The sequence below is a fragment of the Nonomuraea sp. NPDC049421 genome (assembly GCF_040677005.1).
Taxonomy (GTDB): Bacteria; Actinomycetota; Actinomycetes; order Streptosporangiales; family Streptosporangiaceae; genus Nonomuraea; species Nonomuraea salmonea.
Genome location: NZ_JBFAQA010000003.1, coordinates 153,715 through 178,088, shown reverse-complemented (window position 1 = coordinate 178,088; position 24,374 = coordinate 153,715). Strand labels below are relative to the sequence as shown.

At 73.3% G+C, this 24,374-nt stretch carries 21 protein-coding genes and 1 pseudogene; 10 read left to right on the top strand and 12 right to left on the bottom strand.

All coding sequences use genetic code 11. The annotated features are described in order from the left end of the window. Positions 1–2: 2 nt before the first annotated feature. Together AB0K18_RS06885 and AB0K18_RS06880 are read right to left on the bottom strand one after the other, a co-directional pair. A complete protein-coding gene (locus AB0K18_RS06885; protein WP_364910925.1) occupies positions 3–875 on the bottom strand; it encodes a methylenetetrahydrofolate reductase in 873 nt (290 codons plus the stop codon). Positions 876–1,042: 167 nt separating this feature from the next. Next, positions 1,043–1,318: a muconolactone Delta-isomerase family protein gene (locus tag AB0K18_RS06880; protein WP_345385733.1), complete on the bottom strand. Its 276-nt coding sequence runs from the start codon at positions 1,316–1,318 to the stop codon at positions 1,043–1,045. A 206-nt stretch (positions 1,319–1,524) separates the two neighbouring features. On the opposite strand from AB0K18_RS06880, the gene AB0K18_RS06875 reads away from it, so the two are divergent. The 8 genes from AB0K18_RS06875 to AB0K18_RS06840 all read left to right on the top strand — a co-directional run bounded on the left by AB0K18_RS06875 (position 1,525) and on the right by AB0K18_RS06840 (position 8,912). Further along, positions 1,525–3,072: a histidine kinase gene (locus tag AB0K18_RS06875; RefSeq protein ID WP_364910922.1), complete on the top strand. Its 1,548-nt coding sequence runs from the start codon at positions 1,525–1,527 to the stop codon at positions 3,070–3,072. Next, positions 3,069–3,740 (top strand): response regulator transcription factor, encoded by a 672-nt coding sequence (locus AB0K18_RS06870; RefSeq protein ID WP_364910919.1) that lies wholly within the window; start codon positions 3,069–3,071, stop codon positions 3,738–3,740. The genes AB0K18_RS06875 and AB0K18_RS06870 overlap by 4 nt, the downstream gene beginning before the upstream one ends. Positions 3,741–3,859: 119 nt before the next feature. Further along, positions 3,860–5,266 (top strand): hypothetical protein, encoded by a 1,407-nt coding sequence (locus AB0K18_RS06865; protein WP_364910917.1) that lies wholly within the window; start codon positions 3,860–3,862, stop codon positions 5,264–5,266. Beyond that, complete coding sequence (locus AB0K18_RS06860) at positions 5,263–5,604, top strand: hypothetical protein (protein WP_364910914.1); 342 nt, start codon at positions 5,263–5,265, stop codon at positions 5,602–5,604. Before AB0K18_RS06865 ends, AB0K18_RS06860 begins: the two co-directional genes overlap by 4 nt. A 3-nt stretch (positions 5,605–5,607) precedes the next feature. Then, on the top strand, positions 5,608–6,450 hold the full coding sequence (locus AB0K18_RS06855) for a class III extradiol dioxygenase family protein (RefSeq protein WP_364910911.1): 843 nt from the start codon (positions 5,608–5,610) through the stop codon (positions 6,448–6,450). After that, positions 6,447–7,154: an alpha/beta fold hydrolase gene (locus AB0K18_RS06850; protein WP_364910909.1), complete on the top strand. Its 708-nt coding sequence runs from the start codon at positions 6,447–6,449 to the stop codon at positions 7,152–7,154. Before AB0K18_RS06855 ends, AB0K18_RS06850 begins: the two co-directional genes overlap by 4 nt. Before the next feature lie 124 nt (positions 7,155–7,278). Further along, positions 7,279–7,827 carry a UGSC family (seleno)protein gene (locus AB0K18_RS06845; protein WP_364378446.1) on the top strand — a complete coding sequence of 183 codons (549 nt, stop codon included), beginning with the start codon at positions 7,279–7,281 and terminating at the stop codon, positions 7,825–7,827. Continuing rightward, entirely contained in the window at positions 7,824–8,912 is a 1,089-nt protein-coding gene (locus AB0K18_RS06840) for a hypothetical protein (protein ID WP_364910905.1), read from the top strand. Before AB0K18_RS06845 ends, AB0K18_RS06840 begins: the two co-directional genes overlap by 4 nt. A 95-nt stretch (positions 8,913–9,007) precedes the next feature. Here the strand turns inward: AB0K18_RS06840 and AB0K18_RS06835 are convergent, their stop codons facing one another. Continuing rightward, on the bottom strand, positions 9,008–9,874 hold the full coding sequence (locus AB0K18_RS06835; protein WP_364910903.1) for an LLM class F420-dependent oxidoreductase: 867 nt from the start codon (positions 9,872–9,874) through the stop codon (positions 9,008–9,010). A gap of 148 nt (positions 9,875–10,022) precedes the next feature. Between AB0K18_RS06835 and AB0K18_RS06830 the strand changes: the two genes are divergently transcribed. Then, entirely contained in the window at positions 10,023–12,299 is a 2,277-nt protein-coding gene (locus AB0K18_RS06830) for an FdhF/YdeP family oxidoreductase (protein WP_364910900.1), read from the top strand. Positions 12,300–12,409: 110 nt separating this feature from the next. Beyond that, entirely contained in the window at positions 12,410–14,566 is a 2,157-nt protein-coding gene (locus AB0K18_RS06825; protein WP_364910897.1) for a SulP family inorganic anion transporter, read from the top strand. A gap of 44 nt (positions 14,567–14,610) precedes the next feature. Here AB0K18_RS06825 and AB0K18_RS06820 read toward each other — a convergent pair whose 3' ends face one another. From AB0K18_RS06820 to AB0K18_RS06780, 9 genes and pseudogenes are all read right to left on the bottom strand, one after another. Continuing rightward, positions 14,611–14,748 (bottom strand): hypothetical protein, encoded by a 138-nt coding sequence (locus AB0K18_RS06820; RefSeq protein ID WP_364378458.1) that lies wholly within the window; start codon positions 14,746–14,748, stop codon positions 14,611–14,613. Between the two features lie 305 nt (positions 14,749–15,053). Beyond that, positions 15,054–15,224 (bottom strand): annotated as a pseudogene (locus AB0K18_RS06815) (transposase); the annotation flags it as partial. Positions 15,225–15,288: 64 nt separating this feature from the next. Further along, positions 15,289–15,411, bottom strand: a complete 123-nt coding sequence (locus AB0K18_RS06810) for a helix-turn-helix domain-containing protein (protein ID WP_364910891.1) — start codon at positions 15,409–15,411, stop codon at positions 15,289–15,291. Positions 15,412–15,603: 192 nt separating this feature from the next. Next, positions 15,604–16,857, bottom strand: a complete 1,254-nt coding sequence (locus tag AB0K18_RS06805; protein ID WP_364910888.1) for an FAD-dependent oxidoreductase — start codon at positions 16,855–16,857, stop codon at positions 15,604–15,606. Between the two features lie 174 nt (positions 16,858–17,031). Continuing rightward, positions 17,032–18,546, bottom strand: a complete 1,515-nt coding sequence (locus tag AB0K18_RS06800; RefSeq protein ID WP_364910885.1) for a helix-turn-helix domain-containing protein — start codon at positions 18,544–18,546, stop codon at positions 17,032–17,034. 64 nt (positions 18,547–18,610) lie between these two features. Further along, entirely contained in the window at positions 18,611–18,940 is a 330-nt protein-coding gene (locus tag AB0K18_RS06795; protein ID WP_364910882.1) for a TraR/DksA C4-type zinc finger protein, read from the bottom strand. Positions 18,941–19,066: 126 nt separating this feature from the next. Continuing rightward, complete coding sequence (locus AB0K18_RS06790) at positions 19,067–19,996, bottom strand: hypothetical protein (protein WP_364910880.1); 930 nt, start codon at positions 19,994–19,996, stop codon at positions 19,067–19,069. A gap of 720 nt (positions 19,997–20,716) precedes the next feature. After that, positions 20,717–21,100, bottom strand: a complete 384-nt coding sequence (locus AB0K18_RS06785; RefSeq protein ID WP_364910878.1) for a hypothetical protein — start codon at positions 21,098–21,100, stop codon at positions 20,717–20,719. 153 nt (positions 21,101–21,253) lie between these two features. Next, on the bottom strand, positions 21,254–23,818 hold the full coding sequence (locus tag AB0K18_RS06780) for an ATP-dependent Clp protease ATP-binding subunit (protein WP_364910877.1): 2,565 nt from the start codon (positions 23,816–23,818) through the stop codon (positions 21,254–21,256). Positions 23,819–24,374 lie beyond the last annotated feature (556 nt).

The window sequence follows — 24,374 nt, the reverse complement described above, 5'->3', positions numbered from 1 at the left end:
CCTCAGGCCGCGCCCCCGAGCCGCTCCAGGAGCCTGCGCCGCCACGCCTCCGTCGCGGCCAGTTCGTTGAAGGTGAACAGGTGCAGGCCGGAAAGCCCCGTGCCGGGCTCGGCCAGGTACGGCGCGAGGCGCGCGGCAAGCCGGCCCGGGCGCCAGCCGCCGGGCAGCAGGAACCGCCAGAACAGGTTCTGCCGCTTGCGCAGGAAACGCGCGGACGGGCCGAGCCCGAGCCGGGCGGTGACGCGGACGAGCCGCTGCCGGCTCACCACCCCGGGCAGCCCGACCATGACCGGCAGGCCGACGCCGCGGGCACGCAGCCGGCGCGACCAGCCGGCGGTCGTGCGGGCGTCGAAGCAGAGCTGGGTGACGATGTGTGTGGCGTGCGGCGCCTTCTCCTCCAGGGCGCGGTCGATGACGGTACGCGGGATGCCGCCGTGCCCCTCGGGGTGCCCGGCGATGCCGACCCGCGCGAACGGGTGCCCGTCGAGCGCCTCCAGCAGGGACAGCGCGTCGGGGAACGGCCCGGCCGGCCGTACGGCGTCGCCGCCGACCACGAACACGCCGTCCACGCCGCCCTCCCGGAGCTGCGCCACCATGTCCTTCAGCTCCCGCGCGTCGCGGACCAGCCGGGCGGCCAGGTGCGGGGCCACCGTGTAGCCGTGCCCGGCCAGCCGTACGGCCAGGTCGATCGTGGGGCCGAGCCCGCGCGCCTCGGTGGCGGTGACGGTCAGCCCGACCGTGCGCGGGACGTGCGCGAGCACCGGCTCCTCCGCGCGGCCGAAGGGCAGGATCTCGTACGTGGCGGCGCTCAGGGCCCCCGCCAGGGCCGCCCGGTGGTCGAGACGGACCTGCGCGGGCGCGCTGTCAGCGGACATGACCTGACCCTCCTGCGGAAGCGGGCAGCCGACCGGCTGCGGTACCTGCTGGTGAGGCTAGGGACCGGCCCGCCCGCGAACACGGCGCGGATGACGGCTTCCGCCTGCGCACCCGTCGCGTCCCGGCCGCGACACCTGTCCTACGGCGGGCCGCCGGCCCGCGCGGGTCAGGTCTCCTGGGGGTGGGTGGCGAGGGGTTCGACCGTCACGTCCATCCAGGGGAACTGCGGGAGCGAGGACAGCGCCGCGTGCAGGGCGGTGGCGTCGGGGGCCTCCCACAGTCCGACGACCGCGCGCCGGCCAGGCACCCGCCACAGCCGCTTGAGCAGGCCGTCCGCGCGCAGCCGCATCGCCCTGGCTCGCTCGGCCTCGCGCAGCTCCTTGCGCTCGGCGTCGCCCATGGCGTCGGGCAGGCGGGTCTCGAAACGTACCAGGAACTCCATCGCGGCCTCCCCTTACGCTCTGGCCTCCGACGCTAGGACGCCCGCGACCCCGCGTGATGCGACGCGCGGCCCCGCCGGGACGTGTCCTGCGGCCAGGCCGTCTACGTCAAATGTCGTAACTCGTCCCGCCGCACCTGCCGCCGCCCGCCACCCCGGGGCATCATGGGGGTCAGCGGGCCCCGGTTCCAGCGAGGAGGACACCGCTCATGGCGCATGACGCCGGGCACGAGGCACCCGCACTCGACGCGCGCACTCTGCTGGACCTGGCGCCCGACGGGCTCGCCGTGATCGACCGCGACGGCCGCTTCATCCTCGCCAACCCGGCCGCGCTGCGACTGTGCGGCCTGAAGCCGGCCGACCTCCCTGGCGTCCCCTCTCCCTTCCCCTCGGGCGGGGGAACGGAGGAGGCGGTCGTGGGGTGGGAGGCTCCGGTCGGCGGGCGGCGGGAGTTCGCGTACCGGGTCGGTGTCTCGGGGCGGGGCGAGCGGGTCGTCGCGTTCAGGGACGTCACCGAGAGCCGCCGTCACCAGCGGCGGCTGGCCGCCATCGCCAGCGCCGCCGGGCGGGTGGCCGCCGAGTGCTCGCTGAGCGGCACCCTCGACGCGCTGGCCAAGGAGGTGCTGGAGGCCGACGCGCTGGCCAGCGTGCAGATCCTCACCGTGAACGCCGCGGGCGAGAGCTTCCAGGTGATGGGCACGGCCGGCTTCGGCAGCACGCCTGACTTCTTCGACCTGCTCATCGCCTGCATGGAGGCCGGCGCCGAGCTGCGCATGATCGACGCGTTCACCGGCCGCAGGCCGGTCGTCGTGCCGCACCGCTACGCCACCGTCATGACCGACCCGGTGTGGGAGCCGATCAGGGAGCACATGCGCCACCCCGAGTGGGACTGGTTCGCCAGCGTGCCGCTCCTGGTGCGCGGCGAGCCGGTCGGCGTGCTGAACGCGTACTTCGCGCCGGGCCAGGAGATCGGCCGCACCGCGCTGGACTTCCTGATGGCGATGGGCGAGCAGGCGGCGCAGGCCGTCGCGTACGCGGCGCTGCTGGAGCGCGAGCGGGAGGTGGCGCGCCGCGAGGAGCGTCAGCGGCTGGCCCGCGACCTGCACGACTCGGTGGTGCAGCAGGTGTTCTCGATGGGCATGCAGGTGGAGTCGCTCGGCATGCTGTCCGCCCGTGGCGCGGTGGTGGACTCGGCGTACGTGACGCGGGTGGCGCAGGAGCTGGCCGGCATCTCCAAGGCGGTGCTCGGCGACCTGCGGGCCATGGTGACGGACCTGCACCCCACGGCGCTGTCGGACGAGGGCCTGCCGGCGGCGGTGCGGACGCTGGCGGCGGTCACCACCGGGCGTACCGGCTTCGAGGTGCGCGTCACCGTCACCGACCAGGACGACGAGCTCGGCGACCTGGAGCCGGAGCTGTGCGAGGACGCCTACCGGGTCGTCGCCGAGGCCCTGCACAACAGCGTCAAGCACTCGGGCGGCTCGCTCGTCACCATCGACCTCGCCCTGACCAGGCGCGGCACGCAGCGGTGGCTGACGTGCGAGATCGCCGACGACGGCCGTGGCCTGTCCGGGCAGCCGGCCGGGGAGGGCGGCTTCGGCATGACCGCCATGCGCGAACGCGCCGCCCGCTGGGACGGCGAACTGACCACGTCCGCACGTCCCTATGAGCGTGGAGCCGTCGTGCGGCTGGCGATACCGCTGCCGACCCTGCTGCCGGCCGGACCGAACCGACGACCTTCCTTGGGGACCTCATGAGCGTGGAGGTGCAGGCGATCGGCGTACTGGTGGTGGACGATCACGCCGTGGTCAGGCGGGGCGTGACCGCGTACCTGGAGGCGCTGGAGAACGTCGAGGTGGCCGGCGAGGCCGCGAACGGCCGTGAGGCGCTCGACTGCCTGGAGTCGCTCAGGACGCGCGGCCTGCCGCTGCCCAGGGTGGCGCTGATGGACCTGGTGATGCCGAAGATGGACGGCGTCGAGGCCACCGCCGAGATCGCCAGGCGGTTCCCGTCCGTGCGCGTGGTCATCCTGACCAGCTTCGGCGAGGTCGAGCGCATCCACGCCGCCCTGGAGCACGGCGCGGCCGGCTACCTGCTCAAGGACGCCGGCCCTTCAGAGGTGGCCGCCGCCATCAGGGCCGCCGCCAACGACGACGTCTTCCTCGGCGCGGCCGTGGCCAGGCGGCTGGTGCAGAAGATGCGCGCCCCGCACACGGGCGTCGCCGGCCTGACCAACCGCGAGCGCGACGTGCTGGTGCTGATCGCCGAGGGGCACTCCAACCGGGAGATCGCCGCCCGGCTGGTGATCAGCGAGCGCACGGCCCGCACCCACGTCAGCAACCTGCTGGGCAAGCTGGGGCTGCGCTCGCGTACGCAGGCGGTGCTGGTCGCGATGCGGGAGGGCCTGGTGCCGCCCCCGAGCTGAGACCCGGCCGGCTACGTCACTTGTCCTAGGACGACCGGGACGGCGGCCCCATCCGCCGCCGCGGCGCCGCTGCTTAGCATCCAGGCACGGCACAAGCTCGGCTAAGGAGAAGACGCGCGATGACCGGCTCCAGCCTCGAAGACGTCGTCAACGGTGTACGGACGAACCTGGTCGACCATCTACGCAACCTGCAGGCCGGGCCGAACGTCTATCCGGGGGTGCCGGCGGAGTACACGAACTGGCGGGACGAGCAGCTGGCCTGGCAGCGGACCTGCGTGCTGTTCAACCAGTCGTACCACATGGCGGAGCTGCTGCTCGAAGGGCCGGGCGCGCTCGCCCTGCTGTCGGGCCTCGGCGTGAACAGCTTCGCCAGGTTCCCCGTGCACAGTGCGAAGCAGTTCGTGCCGTGCACCCCCGACGGGTACGTGATCGGCGACGTCATCCTCTTCCGCCTGGGCGAGCAGACGTTCAACCTGGTCGGCCGCATCCCGGCGCTCAACTGGGTGCGCTACCACGCCGAGACCGGCGGCCACGACGTCACCGCGACCCTGGACGAGCGCTCGGCCGCCCGGCCCGACCCGTTCAACCGCAGGTCGTACCGCTACCAGATCCAGGGACCCAACGCGGCGCGGGTGATCGAGCGGGCCACCGGCGCGCCCGCCCCCGAGCTGAGGTTCTTCCACATCACCACGATCACCATCGCGGGCCGTGAGGTCCGCGCGCTGCGCCACGGCATGGCGGGCCAGCCCGGCTACGAGCTGTTCGGCCCGTGGGCCGAGGGCGAGGAGGTGCACGGCGCGCTGGTGGCGGCCGGCGAGGAGTACGGGATGCGGCTGGTCGGCGGGCGCGCCTACTCCTCCAACACGCTGGAGTCCGGCTGGATCCCCTCGCCGCTGCCCGCGATCTACACCGGTGCGGCGCTCAAGAGCTACCGCCAGTGGCTGCCCGCCGACGGGTACGAGGCCAACGCCTCCATCGGCGGCAGCTTCGTCTCCGACCGCATCGAGGACTACTACCTGACGCCGTGGGACCTCGGCTACGGCTCGTTCGTCAAGTTCGACCACGACTTCATCGGCCGCGACGCGCTGGAGGCGAAGGCCGCCGGGCCGCACCGCAGGAAGGTGACGCTCGCGCTGGACGCCGGCGACTTCCTCGCCGCGATCGGCTCGCAGCTGGACAAGGAGGGGCGGCCGGCCAAGTGGGTCGAGTTCCCCTCTGCGGTGTACGCGATGCACCCGTACGACCTGGTCAAGGCCGGAGGGGCGCCCGCCGGGATCTCGACGTGGATCGGCTACAGCGCCAACGAGCGCAAGATGCTGACCCTGGCCATGCTCGACGCGGAGCACGCCCACGAGGGCGTCCAGGTGTCGCTGGTGTGGGGCGAGCCGGACGGCGGCAGCGGCAAGCTCACCGTGGAGCAGCACGCCCAGGCCGAGATCGGCGCGACGGTCAGCCCGGTGCCGTACACCGAGGTCGCCCGCAAGATCTACGCCGACGGCGGCTGGCGCAAGGCGGCGCTCAGGTGACGGAAGACCGGATCCCCGACACTCCGCTGCTCGACCGCGCCCGGCGACTGCGCGGCTACCGGCTCAACAAGATGGCCATGGGGCTCGGCGACCCGGCCAACAGGGCGGCGTTCAAGGCGGACGAGCGGGCGTACCTGGACCGGTTCGGGCTGAGCGAGGAGGAGCGGCGCGCGGTGCTGGCCCGCGACTGGCGGGAGATGATCCGCCTCGGCGGCAACCTGTTCTTCATCCTGAAGATCTCCGCCGTCGACCCGATCCGCATCACCGAGATCGGCGCGCACCAGGCCGGCATGGACCACGAGACGTTCCTGCGCGAGCGGCTCGGGAAGAAGGGATAGGCCGTGGCCAGACTCCTCGGCGGCCTGGGCACCTCCCACGTGCCCTCGATCGGCGCCGCGCTCGACAAGGGCCTGCGCGACACCCCCGAGTGGAAGCCGTTCTTCGACGGCTACGAGCCGGCCCGGCGGTGGATCGACGAGCACCAGCCCGACATCGCGGTCGTCGTCTTCAACGACCACTTCAACGCGCTGTTCCTCGACCGCGTGCCCACGTTCGCGGTGGGCTGCGCGGCCGAGTACCAGCCGGTGGACGAGGGCTGGGGACCGCGCGCCGTGCCGCCCTTCGAGGGCGCCGCCGGGTTCGGCTGGCACCTGGTGGACACGCTGGTGGAGCACATGTTCGACCCGGAGATCATCCAGGAGATCAAGGTCGATCACGGGCTCCAGGTGCCGATGGAGCTGTTCTGGGGCCGCCCGGCCGGGGCGTGGCCGGTCAAGGTCGTGCCGATCTTCGTGAACGTGCTGCAGTACCCCATCCCGCTGCCCGCCCGCCTGTACGACCTCGGCAAGGTGCTGCGCCGCGCCATCGACCGCTACCCGGGCGACGAGACGTTCGTCGTGCTCGGCACCGGCGGCCTGTCGCACCAGCTCCAGGGCGCCCGCGCCGGGTTCGTCAACCCGGCGGCCGACCGCCGCTTCCTGGAGGACATCGCCTTCCGTCCCGACGAGCTGGCCGGGTGGAGCAGGGAGCGCTACATCGAGACGTTCGGCGGCGAGGGCGCCGAACTGATCATGTGGCTCGTCATGCGCGGCGCCCTCGACCCCGAGGTCGTGGTCAGGCACCGCCACTACTTCGTGCCCGCCTCCATGACCGGCGCCGGGATGATCGTCATGGAGAACGCGTGAGCACCTTCGTCCTGGTCCACGGCGCCTGGCACGGCGGCTGGGCGTGGCGGCGGGTCGTCCCGCTGCTGCGCGCGGCCGGTCACGAGGTGCACACGCCGACGCTGACCGGCCTCAGCGACCGCGCCCACCTGCTCGGCCCGCACGTCGGGCTCGCCGTCCACGTCCAGGACGTGGTGGCGCTCATCGAGGCGTACGAGCTGCGCGACGTCGTGCTCGTCGGCCACAGCTACGCCGGGCAGGTCGTCACCGGCGTCGCGGACCGCGTGCCGGAGCGGCTGGCGCTGCGGGCGCACCTCGACGCGTTCGTCGGCGACGACGGGGAACCCGCCATCGACCTGCTGCCCGCCACCGTCGCCGGGCACTACCGCGCGTCGGTGGCGGGGCCCGGTTTCGGGTGGCTCATCCCCGTACGCTCCCTTGAGGTGCTCGGCGTCACCGATCCCGCCGACCTCGGCTGGCTCACCCCCAGGCTCACCCCGCACCCGTGGGCGACATACACCGAGCCGCTGCGGCTGACCGGCAAGGGCGAGCAGGTGCCGGCCGCGTTCATCGAGTGCGTCGAGTGGATGCGGGTGTTCACCCCGCACGCCGAGCGCGCCGCCGCCCGCGGCTGGCCGGTGCACCACCTGGCCACCGGTCACGAGGCCATGGTGACCGCGCCGGGCGAGCTGGCCGAGCTGCTCCTGGGGCTGGCCGCCGGCTGAGGCGCCCGATCCGGCTTCCGTTGTGTGGAAAAAGAGGTAGTCACCGGCGGTGACGTGGCGCGAACGTGGATCCATCGGGCGCGTACGCCATCGCGCGCGCCCCGACGGACGAGCTGGAGGCGCCATGACCGGACGAGAGACCCTGCTCGACCCCACGGGCTCCGCCGCCAGGACGGCCGACGCCACCCCCGCCCCGCGGCCGGTGAGCCTGCGCGGGCTGACCGTCGGCTTGCTGGACAACGCCCGCCCCAACGCCACGAGGCTCCTCACGGAGCTGGCCGCCGAGCTGCGCCACCGCCACCGCACGGCCGGCTCGCTCCGCTACGTCAAGGACTGCGCGGGGCTGCCCGCAGGGGAGGAGCTGATCAAGGAGCTCGCGCAGGACTGCGACGTCGTGCTCACCGCCGTCGGGGACGGCGGCTCCTGCGCCGCCGCCACCGTGGCCGACGGCGTCGCGCTGGAACGTGCCGGAGTGCCCGCCGTGAGCGTCGTCACCGAGCCGTTCCTCGCGGCGGGCCGCGCCATGGCCGAGGTCTGCGGCTTCCCCGGGTACGCCTTCGCCGTCGTCCGCCACCCCGTCGCAGGTCTGGGCGCGGACGCGCTGCGCGGGCGGGCCGCCGAGGTGCTGCCCGGCGTGCTGCGCGTCCTCGGCGCCGGGGGAGGCCGGGCATGACCGCGATGCCGGTGGCCGGTGCGGAGGAGATCCGGGCCGCCATGGAGTACTACGCCCGGCAGGGCTGGACCGACGGGCTGCCGGTGGTGCCGGTTACCGGGTCGTACCTGGCCGAGTTCCTCGCCACCACCGACCGCGACCCAGAAGAGGTGCTGTTCGCCCTGCCGCACCTCGACCGGCGCTGCACCGTCCGGCTGGCCGCCATCAACGCCGCCATGGCCGGGTGCCTGCCCGCGTACTTCCCGGTGGTGCTGGCCGCGTGGGAGGCGATCGGCAGGGAGCCGCAGCTGAAGTGCGGGGTCTGGCAGAGCACGGCGGGCACCGCGCCGCTGCTCGTCGTCAACGGTCCCGTACGCGACCGCATCGGGCTCAACAGCGGAGGGGACGTCTTCGGCTCCGGGTTCCGCGCCAACGCCACGATCGGCCGGGCCGTCCGGCTGGCCGCCATCAACGTCTTCGGCCTGCGCCCGCACCTGCTCGACCAGGCCACCCAGGGCACGCCGGCCAGGTTCTCCGCCTGCATCGCGGAGAACGAGGAGGACAGCCCGTGGGAGCCGCTGCACTGCGAGCACGGCTTCGCCCCTGCCGACAGCGCCGTGACCGCGCTGGTCATCCGGTCGTGCCTGCACGTCGAGTCCCGCCACACCGGCTCGCCCGAGCAGCTCGCGCTCGACCTCGCCGGCTCCCTGCGCAGGACCGGCGCGCTCGTCCACGAGACCGGCAGCGCGCTCGTGGTGCTCGGGCCCGAGCACGCCGCCGTCTTCGGCGCGGCCGGATGGAGCAAGGACGACCTGCGCCGCTTCCTGCACGACCACGCCGTCAACAGCCGCGCCGAGCTGGCCGCCGTCGGCAAGGACGCCGTCTCACGGAACGGCCGCCACCGGCTTCCCGCCGACCATCCCGACGCGATCACCGACCGGTACGGCCTGAGCGCGACCCCGCACCGGGTCCCGGCGCTCGCCTCGCCGGAGGCGGTGGTGATCGCGGTCGCGGGCGCCGACAACGCCGGCGTCTCCACGATCCTCGAGACCTTCGCCCCCCACACCGGCCCCCTCCCCACGGCCCGCATCCGCGACCCCGCCTGAAGCGGCGCGCCTCCAGCACGGCCGGCGCTCGCAGGACCGCGCAGGCCCCGGGGACGTCCCGCCCAGGTCCCGCCCAGGTCCCGCCCAGGTCCGGGTCAGCCGCGCAGGCCGAGGGCGTCGGCGGCGCGGGCCAGGGCGGCGAGGTGGTCGTCCACCGTGGCCAGGCCCGCCCGCATGGTGTCGATGGCGATGTGGGTGGCCCCCGACTCGCGCCACCGGCCGGCCAGGCCGGCCACCTCGTCCGCGTCGCCCCGCCAGGCCAGCCGCCCCTCCATGCCGAGCGTGGAAGGGTCGCGCCCGGCCTGGGTGGCGGCCTCCTCGACCATCGCCTTGGCCTCGTCCAGTTTCGGCCCTGGACTCATCTGCGGGAACCAGCCGTCGGCCAGCCGCCCGGCCCGCCGGTAGGAGGGCGGCGCCTGCGCCCCGATCCAGACGGGGATCGGCCGCTGCACCGGCATCGGCGCCAGCCCGGCCCCCGTGACGCGGTCGAACTCGCCGTCGAACGTCACCGTCTGCTCGGTCCACAACCGCCGCATGAGCGCGATCTGCTCCTCGGACCGCCGCCCCCGGGTGGAGAAGTCCTGGCCGAGCGCCTCGAACTCGACCCGGTTCCAGCCCAGCCCGACCCCCAGCCTGAACCGCCCGCCGGTCAGCAGATCGACCTCGGCCGCCTGCTTGGCGACCAGCGCCGTCTGCCGCTGCGGCAGGATGATGATGCTGGTGACCAGCTCAAGCGAGGTCAGCGCGGCGAGATAGCCGAACATCACGAAGGGCTCGTGGAAGGTGGTGTGCACGTCGTACGGGCCGTCCCACCCCCGGTGCACGTCGGGGTCGGCGCCGAGCACGTGGTCGAAGGTCATCACGTGGGCGTAACCCAGCTCCTCGACCCCCTGGCCGTAGGCGCGCAGCGCGCCCGCGTCGCCGCCTAGCTCGGTCTGCGGGAAGACGACACCGATCCGCATCGCGTACTGCCTCCATCGAGAAGTGATCAACCCGCACCATCATCGCCGCGGAGCGAGCGATCGACCACGCGACGCTCCGGATCCCGGTGAACCGACCTCTCCCGCGCCGGCGGTAACCTACGCACGAGCCGCGAGGAGATGATCACCGATGAACAGGGGAGAAGAGGGCGGGCGTCTGCACGTCACGCCGCCCAAGACGTGGGCGGCCGGGCTGCCCGGCGTCACCCACGCGCTGGAATACTCCCTGGGCCAGACCAGCGTGCGCCGTACGGCGCTGACGCTGCTCAACGTCAACCAGGCGGCCGGCATCGACTGCCCCGGGTGCGCCTGGCCCGAGCCGGGCCGCAGGCACCGCAACGAATACTGCGAGAACGGCGCCAAACACGTCACCGACGAGGCCACCTCCCGCCGGGTGACCCGCGACTTCTTCCGCGAGCACCCGATCTCCGAGCTGGCCGGCCGCACCGACCAGTGGCTCAACCAGCAGGGCAGGCTCACCGAGCCGATGGTCAAGCGCCCCGGCAGCGACCACTACGAGCCGATCGGCTGGGACGACGCGCTCGGCCTGCTCGCCGGCGAGCTGCGCACCCTCGACCACCCCGGCCAGGCGCTCTTCTACACCTCGGGCCGGCTCGGCAACGAGGCCGCGTTCCTGCTGCAGTTGTTCGCCCGCGCCTACGGCACCAACAACCTGCCCGACTGCTCCAACATGTGCCACGAGTCCAGCGGCCACGCCCTCATCGAGACCCTGGGCGTCGGCAAGGGCAGCGTGAGCCTGGCCGACATCCACGACGCCGACCTGGTGTTCGTGGTCGGCCAGAACCCCGGCACCAACCACCCCCGCATGCTCTCCGCACTGGAGGAGACCAAGCGCTCAGGCGGGCGCGTCGTCGCGGTCAACCCGCTGCCCGAGGCCGGGCTGATGCGGTTCAAGCATCCGCAGAAGGCGCGCGGCATCGTCGGGCGCGGCACCCGCATCGCCGACGAGTTCCTGCAGATCAGGCCGGGCGGCGACCTGGCCCTGTTCCAGGCGCTCAACCTGCTGCTGCTCCAGGCCGAGGACGCGTGTCCCGGCACCGTGCTCGACCACGCCTTCATCGAGGCCCACACCACCGGCTTCGCCGAGTTCGCCGCGCACGCGCGTACGCTCGCCTGGCCCGACCTGCTGGCCGCCACCGGCCTGGAGCGCGCGCAGATCGAGCGCGTGCACGAGATGGTCCTGGCCAGTGAGAAGGTCATCGTGTGCTGGGCGATGGGGCTGACCCAGCACAAGCACGGCGTGGCCACCATCCGCGAGATCGTCGACTTCCTGCTGCTGCGCGGCAACGTCGGCCGTCAAGGCGCGGGCGTGTGCCCGGTGCGCGGCCACAGCAACGTGCAGGGCGACCGCACGATGGGCATCTGGGAGCGCCCGCCGCGGCCGTTCCTCGACGCGCTCGAGCGCGAGTTCGGCTTCACCCCGCCGCACAAGCACGGGCTCGACACGGTCGGCGCCATCCAGGCCATGCTGGACGGCCGCGCCCGGGTGTTCCTCGGCGTGGGCGGCAACTTCGTCCGCGCCACCCCCGACAGCGCCGTCACCGAGCGGGCCATGCGCGCCTGCAAGCTGACCGCGCACATCTCGACCAAGCTCAACCGCTCCCACACCGTCTGCGGCGAGACCGCGCTCATCCTGCCCACGCTCGGCCGCAGCGACCGCGACGTGCAGGCGGGCGGCGAGCAGTTCGTCACGGTCGAAGACTCGATGAGCCAGGTCCACGCCTCGCGCGGCCGGCTCGACCCCGCCTCGCCCCACCTGCTCAGCGAGGTCGCCATCATCAGCAGGCTGGCCCGCCGCGTCCTCGGCGACCGGCCCGACATCCCGTGGGAGACGTTCGAGGCCGACTACGGCGCCGTACGCGACCGCATCGCCCGCGTCGTGCCCGGCTTCGAGGACTTCAACGCCCGCGTCGCGGAGCCCGGCGGGTTCCGGCTGCCCAACCCGGTCAACGAGCGCGTCTTCCGCACCCCGAGCGGCAAGGCCGTCTTCACCGCCAACGCCTTCACCCTGCTGGAGGCGCCGCCCGGCCACCTCATCCTGCAGACGCTGCGCTCCCACGACCAGTGGAACACCGTCCCCTACTCCGACGACGACCGCTACCGGGGCATCCGGCACGGCCGCCGCGTCGTGCTCGTCAACCCCGGCGACCTGGCCGAGCTGGGCTTCGCCGACCGCGACGTGGTGGACCTGGTCGGCGTCTGGCACGACGGCGTCGAGCGCCGCGCGCCCGGCTTCACCGTGGTCGCCTACCCCGCCGCGCGCGGCTCGGCCGCCGCCTACTACCCGGAGACCAACGTCCTGGTGCCGCTCGACAGCGTGGCCGACGGCAGCAACACCCCGACCTCGAAGTCGGTCGTCATCCGGCTGGAACGCCCGGCGGCCTAGGGGTTTCGACGCCGGCAGCGAAAAGCGTCCGGCGCGCTCATCAGACGTCGGATCGTGCCGGGCGCGGGCACTAGGGTTGCCGCATGCAGATAACTACGGAGAGTAGCATCATGCGGACTCTCAGATACGATCTACCGGCGTCGCTGGTGGTGTTCCTCGTCGCCGTGCCCCTGTCCCTGGGCATCGCCATGGCCGCCGGCGCGCCGCTCGCCGCCGGGCTGATCGCCGCCGCCGTGGGCGGCATCGTCGCGGGCCTGCTCGGCGGATCGCCTCTCGTGGTCAGCGGCCCGACGGCCAGCCTGACCGTGGTCATCGCCGGGCTCGTGCACACCTACGGCTGGCAGGCCACCTGCCTCATCACCATCCTGGCGGGCGGTGTCCAGGTGCTGCTGGGCGCGTTCAAGGCGGCGCGGGCCGCGCTCGCCGTCTCGCCCGCCGTCGTGCACGGCATGCTGGCCGGCGTCGGCATCGTCATCGCGCTCGCCCAGCTCCACGTGGTGCTCGGCGGCAGCCCGCAGCACTCCGCGTGGGACAACCTCGTCCAGCTCCCCGGCCAGATCGCCGACCTGCACGGGCACAAGGTCATGGTCGGCGTGCTCACCGTCTCGGTGCTGCTCGTCTGGAACCGGCTGCCCAAGCACGTCAGGGCCGTCCCCGCGCCGCTGGCCGCGCTCGTCGTGGCCGCCGCCACCGCCTGGCTCTTCCATTGGAACGTGACAAGGATCGACCTGTCCGGCGCGCTCGGCTCCTGGTCCCCGCCCGAGCTGCCGCAGGCCGACTGGCACCAGATCGCCGGAGCCGCGCTGCTGGTGGCGCTGCTCGCCGGCGCCGAGTCGCTGCTGTGCAGCGTCGCCACCGACGGCACCCACAGCGGGCCGCGCGCCGACCTCGACAAAGAGCTGTCCGGGCAGGGCGTGGCCAACGTGGTGAGCGGGTTCCTCGGAGGGCTGCCCGTGGCCGGGGTGATCGTGCGCAGCACCACCAACATCCGGGCGGGGGCGCGTACGCACTGGTCGGCCGTCCTGCACGGCGGCTGGGTGCTGCTGTTCGCGCTCTGCCTGGGCTGGACGATCCGGCTCATCCCCATGGAGGCGCTGGCCGCGCTGCTGGTCTTCATCGGCATCAGGACGATCAGCCTCGGCCACGTCAGGAAGGTGCACGGGCACAACGAGGTGCCCGTCTACCTCGTCACGCTGACCGGCGTCGTCGTGATCGGCCTGGCCGAGGGCGTGCTGGCCGGGCTCGCCCTGGGCGCGCTGCTCGCGCTGCGGCGGCTCACCCGCGTCACGGTCGACAAGCGCGAGGAGCCGAACGGCCGCCTGCACGCCACGGTGTCCGGCTCGCTCACCTTCCTCGGCGTGCCCCGGCTGACCGCCGAGCTGCGCGCCATCCCGGCCCGCGCCGACGTCGACCTCGACCTCAACATCGACTTCATGGACAACGCCGCCTTCGAGGCCATCCACTCCTGGCGGCTCGACCACGAGCGGCTCGGCGGCACCGTCACCATCGACGAGCTGCACGACGAGTGGTACTCGATGGCGGCCAGCGGGGCCCGCATGTTCCCCGCCAAGAGCCCGCCCAAGCCGGCCGGGCACTGGTGGCTGCCGTGGACGCATCCCCGCCGCCGGACGACCGGGGTGCAGGAATGCCGGCTCACCCAGGGCGCGGCCGAGTTCCACCGCCGTACGGCGCCGCTCGTGCGCCCCATCTTCACCGAGCTGGCCGGCCGGCAGCAGCCCAGCCACCTGTTCATCACCTGCGCCGACTCCCGGATCATGCCGAGCCTCATCACCAGCAGCGGCCCCGGCGACCTGTTCACCGTCCGCAACATCGGCAACCTCGTGCCCTGCGCCGGCTCAGAGCCCGCCGACGACTCGGTGGGCGCCGCCATCGAATACGCCACCCGCGTCCTCGACGTCCACACCATCACCGTCTGCGGCCACTCGGGCTGCGGCGCGATGGCCGCCCTGCTCGGCGGCCCCGCCACCACCGCCGGCCTGCCCCAGCTCGAAAGCTGGCTGCGGCACGGCGCCGCCGGCCTCGACCGGCTGGCCGCCGAGCGCGGGCCGGACGCCTCCCTCGACCGGCTCTGCCGGCTGAACGTCCAGCAGCAGCTGGAGAACCTCAGGACCTACCGCCGCGTCGACGAGCAGGTCAGGGCCGGGCAGCTCAAGCTGGTGGGCCTCTACTTCGACATCGCCACGGCCCGCGTGCACGTCGTGCCGCCGCGCAGCCCCGCGGCTCCGGCGGAGCCCAGCCAGCGGTGACCCCGCCGCGCGCCCTCGCCGGCCGGAGCGGCGGGGGCCCGCTTTCAGCCGAACTCCTTCGCCACCAGCACGAACGAAGCGGCGCCCATGGCCACGTAGGCGAGCGTCAGCAGCACCGCCCCCACCACGATCAGCACCCGGCGGCCCAGCGGCGGCCGCCCGGACATGTCGTCGTCGTGCATAACGGGACGCTAACATCCGGTGACCCGCTGTCACCGCGAACCGCCGCTCAGCCGAGCACGTTCTCGTGCAGCGCCCGCAGCACGGCGTTCGCACGATCGCGCGCCCCCAGCTTGGCCGGCAGCGCCGAGACGTGATTCGTCACCGTCCCCTCGGCCAGGAAGAAGAGAGGATTCGGGAGAAGTAGAAGCTAGAAGTTCAGTTCTCCCTGTTGCTGTAACCGTTGCCTGTGAGTGAACTCTGGTGAGCCCATGTCAGGCAGCCGCCGGTTGCCCGGCGGCGGTCCCGGCCGGGCCGGGTTCCTGCTTCATCCCGCTGCGCATTGTGCGGCCAGCGCCGTGGTGGCCTTGTGCAAGGCGTCGGCGCGGACATTCGCCACGCGGGCGTGATGGCGGGCCAGACGGTCGGCAGCCTTGCGCCTCTTGTTCGAACCTTTGACCTTGCGGGACAGGCGCGGCCAAGGCGCCGGAGCTTCCGCAGACCGGCGCGCAGCGCTTTCGGCCCGGCGACCTCGATGAGCCGCCCGCCATCGTCCACGCCGGTCAACACTTGGCGGCCAGACCCCCGTTCCAGGCGAACCGCGCCGCGCCCGCGTGAGAGGCCAGCGCTCGCTCCTGCGAGGGCGTCGGTTCCAAAGCGAACCGATACGCCTGGGTGACCTTCACCCGGACTCCCCTCCCGTGGCACCCGCGCCGAACAGCACCGGCGCCCCGACCACGACGCATCCGGCCAGCATCGCCAGCCCTGCCCACGCATCGGGGCCGATTCGCCGCATGCCGCCACTGTACGGCGCGGGACGGCCGCCGAGGAGGTGCCGGAAGTCATGGGTACGCGCTTCCGGCGCCGGCGGCTCAGGCTCAGCGGAGGGGGTCGAACTCGCGGAGCGCGGCGGGCTGCTTGCCCGTGGTGATCTGCTCGGCGAGCAGGCGTCCCGTGGCGGGGCCGTGCGCCATGCCCCACATGCCGTGGCCGCCCGCGACGTACACGCCGGGCCGCCCGGTCGCGCCCACCAGCGGACGCCCGTCCGGGGTGACAGGGCGGGGGCCCACCCAGACGTCGGTGCGCTCCTCCCACCGGACGCCGTCGAGCAGCGGCCGCGCCGAGGCGATGATCGCCTCAAGCCGGGCCGGCACCAGCGGCGCGTCGGGGGAGCGGAACTCCATCGTCCCCGCCACCCGCAGCTTGCCCTGGTACGGCGTGCACGCCACCCGCACCTCGGGCAGGTAGATCGGCCCGGGCACCGGACGATCGACGGGCACGGTGAAGGAGTAGCCGCGGCCCGCCCGCACCTGCGTCCGCACGCCCCACTGCGCGGCCAGCTTGGGCAGCCACGCCCCGGTCGCCACGACGACCGCGTCCGCCGTCAGGGTGGTGCCCTTGGACGAGCTGACGGTGACCTTCCCGCCGTCGCCGCGCACGTCGGTGACCTCGAAGGCGTACACGGTGGCGCCCCTGCTCATCACCGACCTGCCGAGGGCGTGCACGAACGCGCCCGGGTCGACGTACCGCTGCCCGTCGATCCGCACTCCCGCCGTCAGCGCGCCGGACGCGAGCGGCACGTGCTCGACGAGCTGCTCGCGGCGGAGCGGGGCGTGCGCGACCTGCTGCCCGGCGGCGGAGATGCGGCGCAGCTCGTGCAGCAGCGCCCGTGCCTGCTTGGGCGTGCGGAAGCCCGCGGTGATCGGGGCGTGCACGAGCGGCGCACGTACGCCGTTGTACGTGAGCACGTCGAACGCCTCGATGCTCTCCTCGTTGAGCGGCAGGTTGGCGCGCACGGCCCGGGTCCACGACGGCCACCGGCAGTTGGCGGCGAACCGCAGCAGGAACGACCACAGCCCCGGGTCGAGGGTGGCCGGCACGTGCAGCGGAGCGGACGGGCTCAGCAGCGAGCGCAGCCCGTAGCGCAGCACGGACGGCTCGTTGAGCGGGATGGCCAGCCCGGGGGAGATCCATCCCGCGTTGCCCCAGGACGCCCCTCCTGCCACGCCCTTGCGGTCGACCACCTCGACCTCGACACCGCGCTCCTGCAGGAACCACGCCGTCGACAGGCCGACGATGCCCGCGCCCACCACGATCACCTTGCGCGGCCAGCCGCTGCCCCCGTCGACCATGACGCCCTTCCTCTCCTCGCTGCTTACGGGGACAGCATGACCCCGGCGAGGCGGGGGAGCGCTGTACGGACGCGACAATCCGGCTGCCTGGATTGTGCGGGTCTCACAACGGGGTGCCGCGCCTCAACCGATCGAATGGCGGACGTCGTTCGAATGGCGGAGAACCGGCCCGGATCACTCGCCGAGGGCCTCCAGCTGGATGATCATGGCGAGGCGCTGCCGGGCGTCGTCCAGGTCGAGCGGGGTGATCTCGCCGATCTTGCGCAACCGGTTCCTGACCGTGTTGGGATGCACGCCGAGCCGCTCCGCCGCCGCCACCGGGTCGCCCTGCGCCTCCAGCCAGGCGCGCAACGTCGCGACGTACCGGGTGCCGTGCCCGGCGTCGTGCCGCCGCAACGCGCCGACCGGCCCCCTGGCCGGAGTCCTTCCGGTACGCGCCGCGACCCGCAGCCGCTGCAGCAGGATGTCGCCCCACGACTCGTCGTACACCGGCGGCGCCCCGCCCGCGCTCTCGTGCAGCGCCAGGCACTCGTCGGCCTCCTGCCGCCCGGCCGGCAGCTCCGCGACCCCGGCCGGCGCGCCGATCCCGGCCACCAGCTCCACCTGCGCGGGCAGCGCCGCCTGCAACGCCGCCACCCACGCCGGTGCCGCCCCCGCCTCCTCGCCCGGCAGGATCGTGTAGAGCGTGTTGCCCAGCAGCGTGCTGCGTCCGGGGCGCGACCAGCCGAACCCCGTGGTCGCCCGGTCGAAGGCCAGCAGCAGCGCGGCGTGCCGGTCGGCGGCGGCGCCCGCGCGTACCGCGATGACCCGCATCTGGCCCGGCGCCAGCCCGAGCTGGCTCAGCGCGGTCACCGCGTCGGCGCTGCCCTCCAGCAGCCGGATCACCAGGTCGGACTCCACCTGACGCTCCAGGTCCGCGCTCGCGCGGGAGCGCAGCAGGTGCAGCGCCACCGTACGCGCCCCGTCGGCCAGCGCGGTGAGCCGCCGCCCCGTCAGCGGCCTGTCGCAGGTCACCCACACCGTGCCCAGGACCTCGCGGCCGGCCCGCGCCGCCACCGCCATCCGCCCGGTCAGCCCGTACGCCGGGTCGGGGTCCACGAAGATGGGCCCGTCCGACGCGGCCAGCCGCGACAGCACCCCCCGCTGCTCGAACAGCTCGCGCAACCGCTCAGGAACCTGCCTGGCCAGGATCGTCTCCAGCCGCGCCGGGTCGCCCGCCTGCTGCGAACGTGAGTACGCCAGCACCCGCGACAGCCGGTCCTCGATCGTCACCGCCGCCCCGACCACGTCCGCCAGGCTGTCGGCCAGCGCGAACAGGTCAGTCGGGCCCCGCCCCGACTCGGTCTCCCTGCCCTCCAGCACCAGCCCGTACACGACCCCGGTGAGCTGGCTCCACGACACCGCCGGGTCGATCAGCAGCACCGCGACCCCGACGTCCTGCGGCACCTCGCGCGCCGCCTCCTCGCCCGCGCGCACCAGCACCGCCGTCGCGCGGGCCGCCTCCGCCCACGTGATCGCCTCCGGCACCGAGGCCGCGCCCACCGCCAGCAGCACGTCGCCCGTCACCCGCTCGTCGGTCGGGTCGGGAATCGCGACGCTGCGCAGCTGCGCCGTGCGCGCGTCCGTCCGGCCGGCCAGGCGCACGCCGTACCCGCCCAGCACGTTGACCAGGCGGTCCAGTCTGACCACGGTTTGTCCTCCGTGTTCGGGTCGCGTGGCGGGACGGCGCGTCCCGCCACGCAACCTGCCCGTTCTAGGCGGCTTCGTACCGGCGCTGGCAGGTGATGCAGAACCGCGCCAGCGGCCGGATCTTCAGCCGCTCGAACGGGATGCCCGCCTCGCACTCCGAGCAGCGGCCGTATGTGCCCTCCGCCACGCGATCCAGCGCCTGCGTCAGCTCGGCGATCGCACGGTCGGCCGCGGCCAGGTCCACCAGCAGCTCCTGGTACTGGGCGTCCGCCCCGGTGCCGTCGCTGGCCTCGGCCCGCAGGCCGAGCAGGTGCCGGCTCCGGCGCTCGAGCTGCTGCTGCAGCTCCTCACGCAGTTCCTGGAGCTGCACGGTGCTGAGGTGAGAGTCGATCATGACGTGATCCCCTTTCTGGGAGTACGTGGAACGAGAACCGCGACAGGTCGTGCCGCGGAAGCCTTCCTGCCTGCCAGGGCAGCCCCGGCCCGCTTCACCGGCTGGGTGGCCGGGACACGGCCCTCCTCATCGGCCTCGCCGGCTGATGCGGGAGGCCAGCTCCGGGTGGCGGCCCATGTGGGACAGGCCGCGGATGGTCGCGTACTCGGGCTCGGGCACGGTGTTGACCGGCATGCGCAGCGCCGTTTGCAGGCGGTGCAGGAGCCGCCGCTGCCGGGCGCCGCCTCCGGTGACGGTCAGGGCCGGCACGGACGGGCGTACGTCGTCGGGCAGCCGCCGCACGAGGGCGGCGGTCATCTCCACGACCCCGTCCAGCGCGTACGGCAGCAGGCCCGCGCTGGTGGTGGCGCCGAGCTGGAGCGCGGCGGCGTCGAACACGGCACCTTCGCGCACCGCGACCGCCTCCACGATCCCCGCCCCCACATCGAGCAGCAGGAACGGCTCCGCCCCCACCACATCCAGCCCCGCCCCGACGGCGGCGGCCACCGGCTCATCCACCAGCCACACCCCACACCCACCGCCTCGGGCCCCACCGGCCAGGCCGTCGCCGTGGGCGCCATCGGCCAGGCCGTCGCCCGAGAGGCCGCCGGGCAACTCGTCGGGAGAAGCCCCGGAGCTCCGGCCGGCCCCGCTGCCGGCTGCGGCAGGCACCCGCTTGACAGAATCCCGGGTGACGGGACGCCCGGTGACGGCCTCGACCACCGCGGTGTGCACGGCACGGCGGTCACTCTGGGTCGCCGCCAAGGGCACACCGACGAGCACCTGTTCAAGGGGTTCGTCAGGAGGTCTGGCGTCGTGAAGCGCCTGGCGTACCAGCCGGAGGCATGCGGCCGGGTCAGCCACCATCCCATGACGCATCGGGCGTATCGGAACGGCGGAGTCCTCGGGCGCGACGCCGAACACGTCGGACGAACGGTCGGCGATCGCGGACCCGCGCGACGTACGCGTACGCGCCGTCCCAAGATCCAGCGCCACGAACCCTCGCCCGAGACTCATACCGCCCTCCTCGGACGACGGTGGACATGCGATGACCTGATCACGGCCATGACAAATGGCTCCTTGCTGTAGATGAAGCGACTGGGACGGCACAACCACCACCCCACGAACCCGACCGCCGGACCCTCCCCTGCCGCCCAGCGCCGCGACGTTCGGGGCGCAAGGGCACTGAAGTGCGCCCGGCACCTCAGCCGTCCCGGTCGAGGCCGCCGCATGCAGCCGTAGGTGCCGGACGTTGCAGGCCGGGGAGGGCGGTGGACATCCGCGGCGCACCCATGGGACGACCGACGACGCACAGCACCCGAAGCAGCCCAGTGCGCGTACACCTGCCAGGAGGCCATGGGCATGCGGACACCCGCCAGACGATCAAGGCACGCGAACATGCCAGCCCGGCCGGCGTGCGTCACGTGTCGGTGCGGCCGGCGCGCACGGAGACGCACCGGCGCAGCCGGCGTGCTGACGCGTGCACACGGGATTGGCGTGCTGACGCGCAGACGCGGTCAGTGTGCCGGTGCTTGCTGGCGTGCTGACGCGGTTGGCATGCCGGCGCTCGCTGGTGTGCGGGCGCGGGTTTGCGCGTCGGCGCTCACTGGCGTGTGGACGCTTGCCGTTCGGCGATCGGTGCGTTGTGCGTGTGCCGGGGCGGAGATGTGTGCGGGCGGCAAGCTCGCATACGTTCAGCTCCCGGCAGCGAGGCCGCGGGTTGCGAGGTGGGAGGGGTCAGGCCGACGGCGGGCTGCGGGAGCCCGCGGTGCGGTGGCCGAACTGCTGCGGGTCGCGGATCGCGGGGCCGTCGGCGGCCGGCGAGGGCATGAGCGCCAGGTGGGCGGCCTCGCCGTTGCGGGTGCCGCGCAGGGGCGGCCACAGCGACGGCGTGTGGTGCTCACGGGCGTTGCCCGCCTGCGGTGGCAGGCTCGACAGCTTGTCCTTGTATGCGCCGGCGAGCCACACCTGCCCCGCGGACCCGCCGGACAGGCCCACCTGGCCGCCGCCGTACCAGGCGACGGAGAAGGTGGTGGCCACGAGCAGGGACAGCAGGACCAGGCCCATCACACCGCCACGCGGCGCGATGAGCCCCCGTGGGGTCAGCCCTGGTCCCGTCATACGGCCGACCATAGCCCAGGAAATGCGAAAAGGCATGCCCGTATCTCCGCCCCGCCCCGGCGATCCCAAAAGGCGGCGCATCCCCACCGCCCGATGTCTCGTGGCTCGCGCCTTCATGAGCCCCGCCAGTCACACGACCTCGTCAGCTATCGGTCAGAGGTAGTGGCCGATGTTTTCTTCGCGTTGTTCCTGCTGGACCCTGGGGGCCGGTTTGGCGACGGCGTTCGGGCGGATCTCCGGGCCGAGTTCCGCGCCGGGCTCCAGGACGGTGATGGTGAGGTCGTCGTCCCTGACGCCGACGTGGGCGCGCTGGCCCTCGTGCAGGGTGCCGTTGAGCAGGAGCCGGGAGAACGTGTTGTCCAGCGTGCGCTGGATCATGCGGCGCAGCGGCCGGGCGCCGAAGGCCGGCTGGTAGCCCTCGTGGGCCAGCCAGTCCACCGCCCCCGACTCCATCTCCAGCTCCACGCCCTGGGCGTGCAGCCGCCGCCTGGTCTCGTCCAGCAGCAGTGAGGTGATCTCGCGCAGTTGCTCGGCCTCCAGGCCGCGGAACATGATGATCTCGTCGATCCGGTTCAGGAACTCGGGACGGAACCGCTGCTGGAGCAGCCGCAGCAGCTGCCCGCGCAACCCCCGGGCCCCCTCGCCTGGATGGGCCATGATGATGTCCGCGCCGATGTTCGAGGTCATGATCAGCACGCTGTTCCTGAAGTCGACCGTACGCCCCTGCGCGTCGGTCAGCCGCCCGTCGTCCATCACCTGGAGCAGCAGGTTGAACACGTCGGGGTGGGCCTTCTCGATCTCGTCGAGCAGGATCACCGAGTACGGCCTGCGCCGCACCTGCTCGGTCAGCTGCCCCGCCTCCTCGTAGCCGACGTAACCAGGGGGCGCCCCGACGAGCCTGGAGACGGTGTGCCGCTCCTGGAACTCGCTCATGTCCAGCCGGATCATCCGGTCCTGCTCGCCGAAGAGCGACTCGGCCAGCGCCCGTGCCAGCTCGGTCTTGCCGACCCCGGTGGGCCCGAGGAAGAGGAACGAGCCGATCGGGCGGTCGGGGTCGTTCATCCCGGCGCGGGAGCGGCGTACGGCCTCCGACACCGCCGCCACCGCCTCGTCCTGGCCGATCACCCGCCGGTGCAGGTGCTCTTCGAGGCCGAGCAGCCGTTCGCGCTCTTCCTGGGTGAGCTGGGAGACGGGGATGCCGGTGGCGCGGGAGACGACCTCGGCGATGTCGTCGGGGGTGACCTCGGCGAAGCCGCGCCGGCTGGTCCTGGTCTCCTCGATGCGGGCCTTGAGCGCGGCGATCTCGTCGCGCAGCTCGCGGGCGCGGTCGTAGTCCTCGCGTTCGACCGCCTGGTCCTTCTCGCGCTGCCGGTGCTCCAGGTCCTCCTCCATCTCGCGGGTGCCGGCGGGGGTGGTCCTGGTGTGCAGCGCGACCCTGGCGCCCGCCTGGTCCATGAGGTCGATGGCCTTGTCGGGCAGGAACCGGTCGGAGATGTAGCGGTCGGACAGCTCGACCGCGGCCACGAGCGCGTCGTCGGTGAACTTGACCTGGTGGTGGGCTTCGTACCGGTCGCGCAGGCCGCGCATGATCTCGATGGTGTCCTCGACGGTCGGCTCGGGCACCAGGATGGGCTGGAAGCGGCGTTCGAGCGCGGCGTCCTTCTCCATGTACCTGCGGTACTCGTCCAGCGTGGTCGCGCCGATGACGTGCAGCTCGCCGCGGGCGAGCGCGGGCTTGAGCATGTTGGAGGCGTCGATCGCGCCCTCCGCGCCGCCGGCGCCGACGATGGTGTGCAGCTCGTCGATGAAGACGATCAGCTCCTCGCTGTGCGCGCGGATCTCCTCCATCAGCTTGCTCAGCCGCTCCTCGAACTCGCCGCGGTACTTCGTGCCGGCGACCAGGCCGGCTACGTCGAGCTGGACGACCCGCTTGCCGCGCAGCGTGTCGGGCACCTCGCCGCTGACGATGCGCTGCGCGAGCCCCTCCACGATCGCCGTCTTGCCCACGCCGGGCTCGCCGAGCAGCGCCGGGTTGTTCTTGGTACGCCGCGACAGCACCTCCACCGCCTGCGTGATCTCGTCGTCCCTGCCGATCACGGGGTCGATGCCGCCCTCGTCGGCGGTGGCCGTCAGGTCCCTGCCGAACTGGTCGAGCGTAGGGGTGGTGCTCGGCTGCGGAGGCTGGTGCGGCATCGGCTCGGCGGCGCCCCTGCTGTCCTGCACGAACGACTCCGGGGTGAGCCTGGCGTGGCGCAGCAGCCGCCCGGCGGCCGACAACGGGTTCGCCGACAGGGCGAGCACCAGGTGCCGCGCCCCGATGTACGACGCCGCCGTGGCCCTGGCCACCTGCCGCGCGTCCAGCAGGGCCCGCTTGGCGGCGGGCGCCAGGCGTACCGGGCCCTCGCGCGGCTCGCGCTGCTCCACGGACTGCTCCACCTCCGTGGCCAGCGCCGCCGGGTCGGCCCCCGCCTGCTCCAGCATCACCCGGGTCGACTCCACCTGGGTGGCGGCCCACAGCAGGTGCTCGGTGTCGAGGTAGCCGGCTCCCCACGAGGCCGCCTTCTGGGCGGCGGTGCGGAGCAGCTCGATGGCGTCCTCGCTGAGCAGCCGTTCGAGATCGACCCGCCGGTTGTACGGCGGCGGCCCGAGCCCGAAGAACCTGGCCAGCAATTCGTCCATGGGGCCATAGCCGTAGTGCCAGTAATCACCAGAGGTCATGGGTCCCCCTTCACATGACGTCACTTCCGGGCCGCCTACCCCTGCCCGTACGCCATAACCACAGGGTGGACGAGCGCGATCTTGCCTTGGCGGGGCCCGCGCTCGGCCGCCGCGTGCGCCCGCGCCGCCTCCTCCAGGGGGAAGGGCCGGCGTGCGGCTCGGGCACGGTTCCCATGGCGAGCGCGTCCGGCGTACCGAACCTGTCGAACAGCACTGCGAACGAGACGGCCTCCTTCGATGTCACGGTGATCAGCGCGCACTACCGTAGGTCGGGCAGCCGGGACGGCCGCTCGGCCACGGGCGAAGTGAGAGGCGCGACGATCACAGTGACTCGGAAAACCCGGACGGACGCCGCCCCCAAGACGCCGCCCCCAACCGGCGGCGCATCGTGGAGGCCCCGCGGGCCGTGTGCGCCGGCGAGGGGCCCGAGCCGCCCACGCACGAGATCGCCCGGCGCGCCGGCCGACCCGGATCCCCGGCGTGGGCTGTGCACCCCGGCCGGGACGCCGCGGCGGCGGGCAGGCTGACGGATCTCCTGCTCACCGGCCTGGCCCGC

Excerpts from the sequence above, each read along its gene's own strand:
- AB0K18_RS06885 (WP_364910925.1), bottom strand. The coding sequence starts at position 875 with ATGTCCGCTGACAGCGCGCCCGCGCAGGTCCGTCTCGACCACCGGGCG.
- AB0K18_RS06880 (WP_345385733.1), bottom strand. The coding sequence starts at position 1,318 with ATGGAGTTCCTGGTACGTTTCGAGACCCGCCTGCCCGACGCCATGGGC.
- AB0K18_RS06875 (WP_364910922.1), top strand. The coding sequence starts at position 1,525 with ATGGCGCATGACGCCGGGCACGAGGCACCCGCACTCGACGCGCGCACT.
- AB0K18_RS06870 (WP_364910919.1), top strand. The coding sequence starts at position 3,069 with ATGAGCGTGGAGGTGCAGGCGATCGGCGTACTGGTGGTGGACGATCAC.
- AB0K18_RS06865 (WP_364910917.1), top strand. The coding sequence starts at position 3,860 with ATGACCGGCTCCAGCCTCGAAGACGTCGTCAACGGTGTACGGACGAAC.
- AB0K18_RS06845 (WP_364378446.1), top strand. The coding sequence starts at position 7,279 with ATGACCGGACGAGAGACCCTGCTCGACCCCACGGGCTCCGCCGCCAGG.
- AB0K18_RS06840 (WP_364910905.1), top strand. The coding sequence starts at position 7,824 with ATGACCGCGATGCCGGTGGCCGGTGCGGAGGAGATCCGGGCCGCCATG.
- AB0K18_RS06835 (WP_364910903.1), bottom strand. The coding sequence starts at position 9,874 with ATGCGGATCGGTGTCGTCTTCCCGCAGACCGAGCTAGGCGGCGACGCG.
- AB0K18_RS06830 (WP_364910900.1), top strand. The coding sequence starts at position 10,023 with ATGAACAGGGGAGAAGAGGGCGGGCGTCTGCACGTCACGCCGCCCAAG.
- AB0K18_RS06825 (WP_364910897.1), top strand. The coding sequence starts at position 12,410 with ATGCGGACTCTCAGATACGATCTACCGGCGTCGCTGGTGGTGTTCCTC.
- AB0K18_RS06820 (WP_364378458.1), bottom strand. The coding sequence starts at position 14,748 with ATGCACGACGACGACATGTCCGGGCGGCCGCCGCTGGGCCGCCGGGTG.
- AB0K18_RS06805 (WP_364910888.1), bottom strand. The coding sequence starts at position 16,857 with ATGGTCGACGGGGGCAGCGGCTGGCCGCGCAAGGTGATCGTGGTGGGC.
- AB0K18_RS06795 (WP_364910882.1), bottom strand. The coding sequence starts at position 18,940 with ATGATCGACTCTCACCTCAGCACCGTGCAGCTCCAGGAACTGCGTGAG.
- AB0K18_RS06790 (WP_364910880.1), bottom strand. The coding sequence starts at position 19,996 with ATGAGTCTCGGGCGAGGGTTCGTGGCGCTGGATCTTGGGACGGCGCGT.
- AB0K18_RS06785 (WP_364910878.1), bottom strand. The coding sequence starts at position 21,100 with ATGACGGGACCAGGGCTGACCCCACGGGGGCTCATCGCGCCGCGTGGC.
- AB0K18_RS06780 (WP_364910877.1), bottom strand. The coding sequence starts at position 23,818 with ATGACCTCTGGTGATTACTGGCACTACGGCTATGGCCCCATGGACGAA.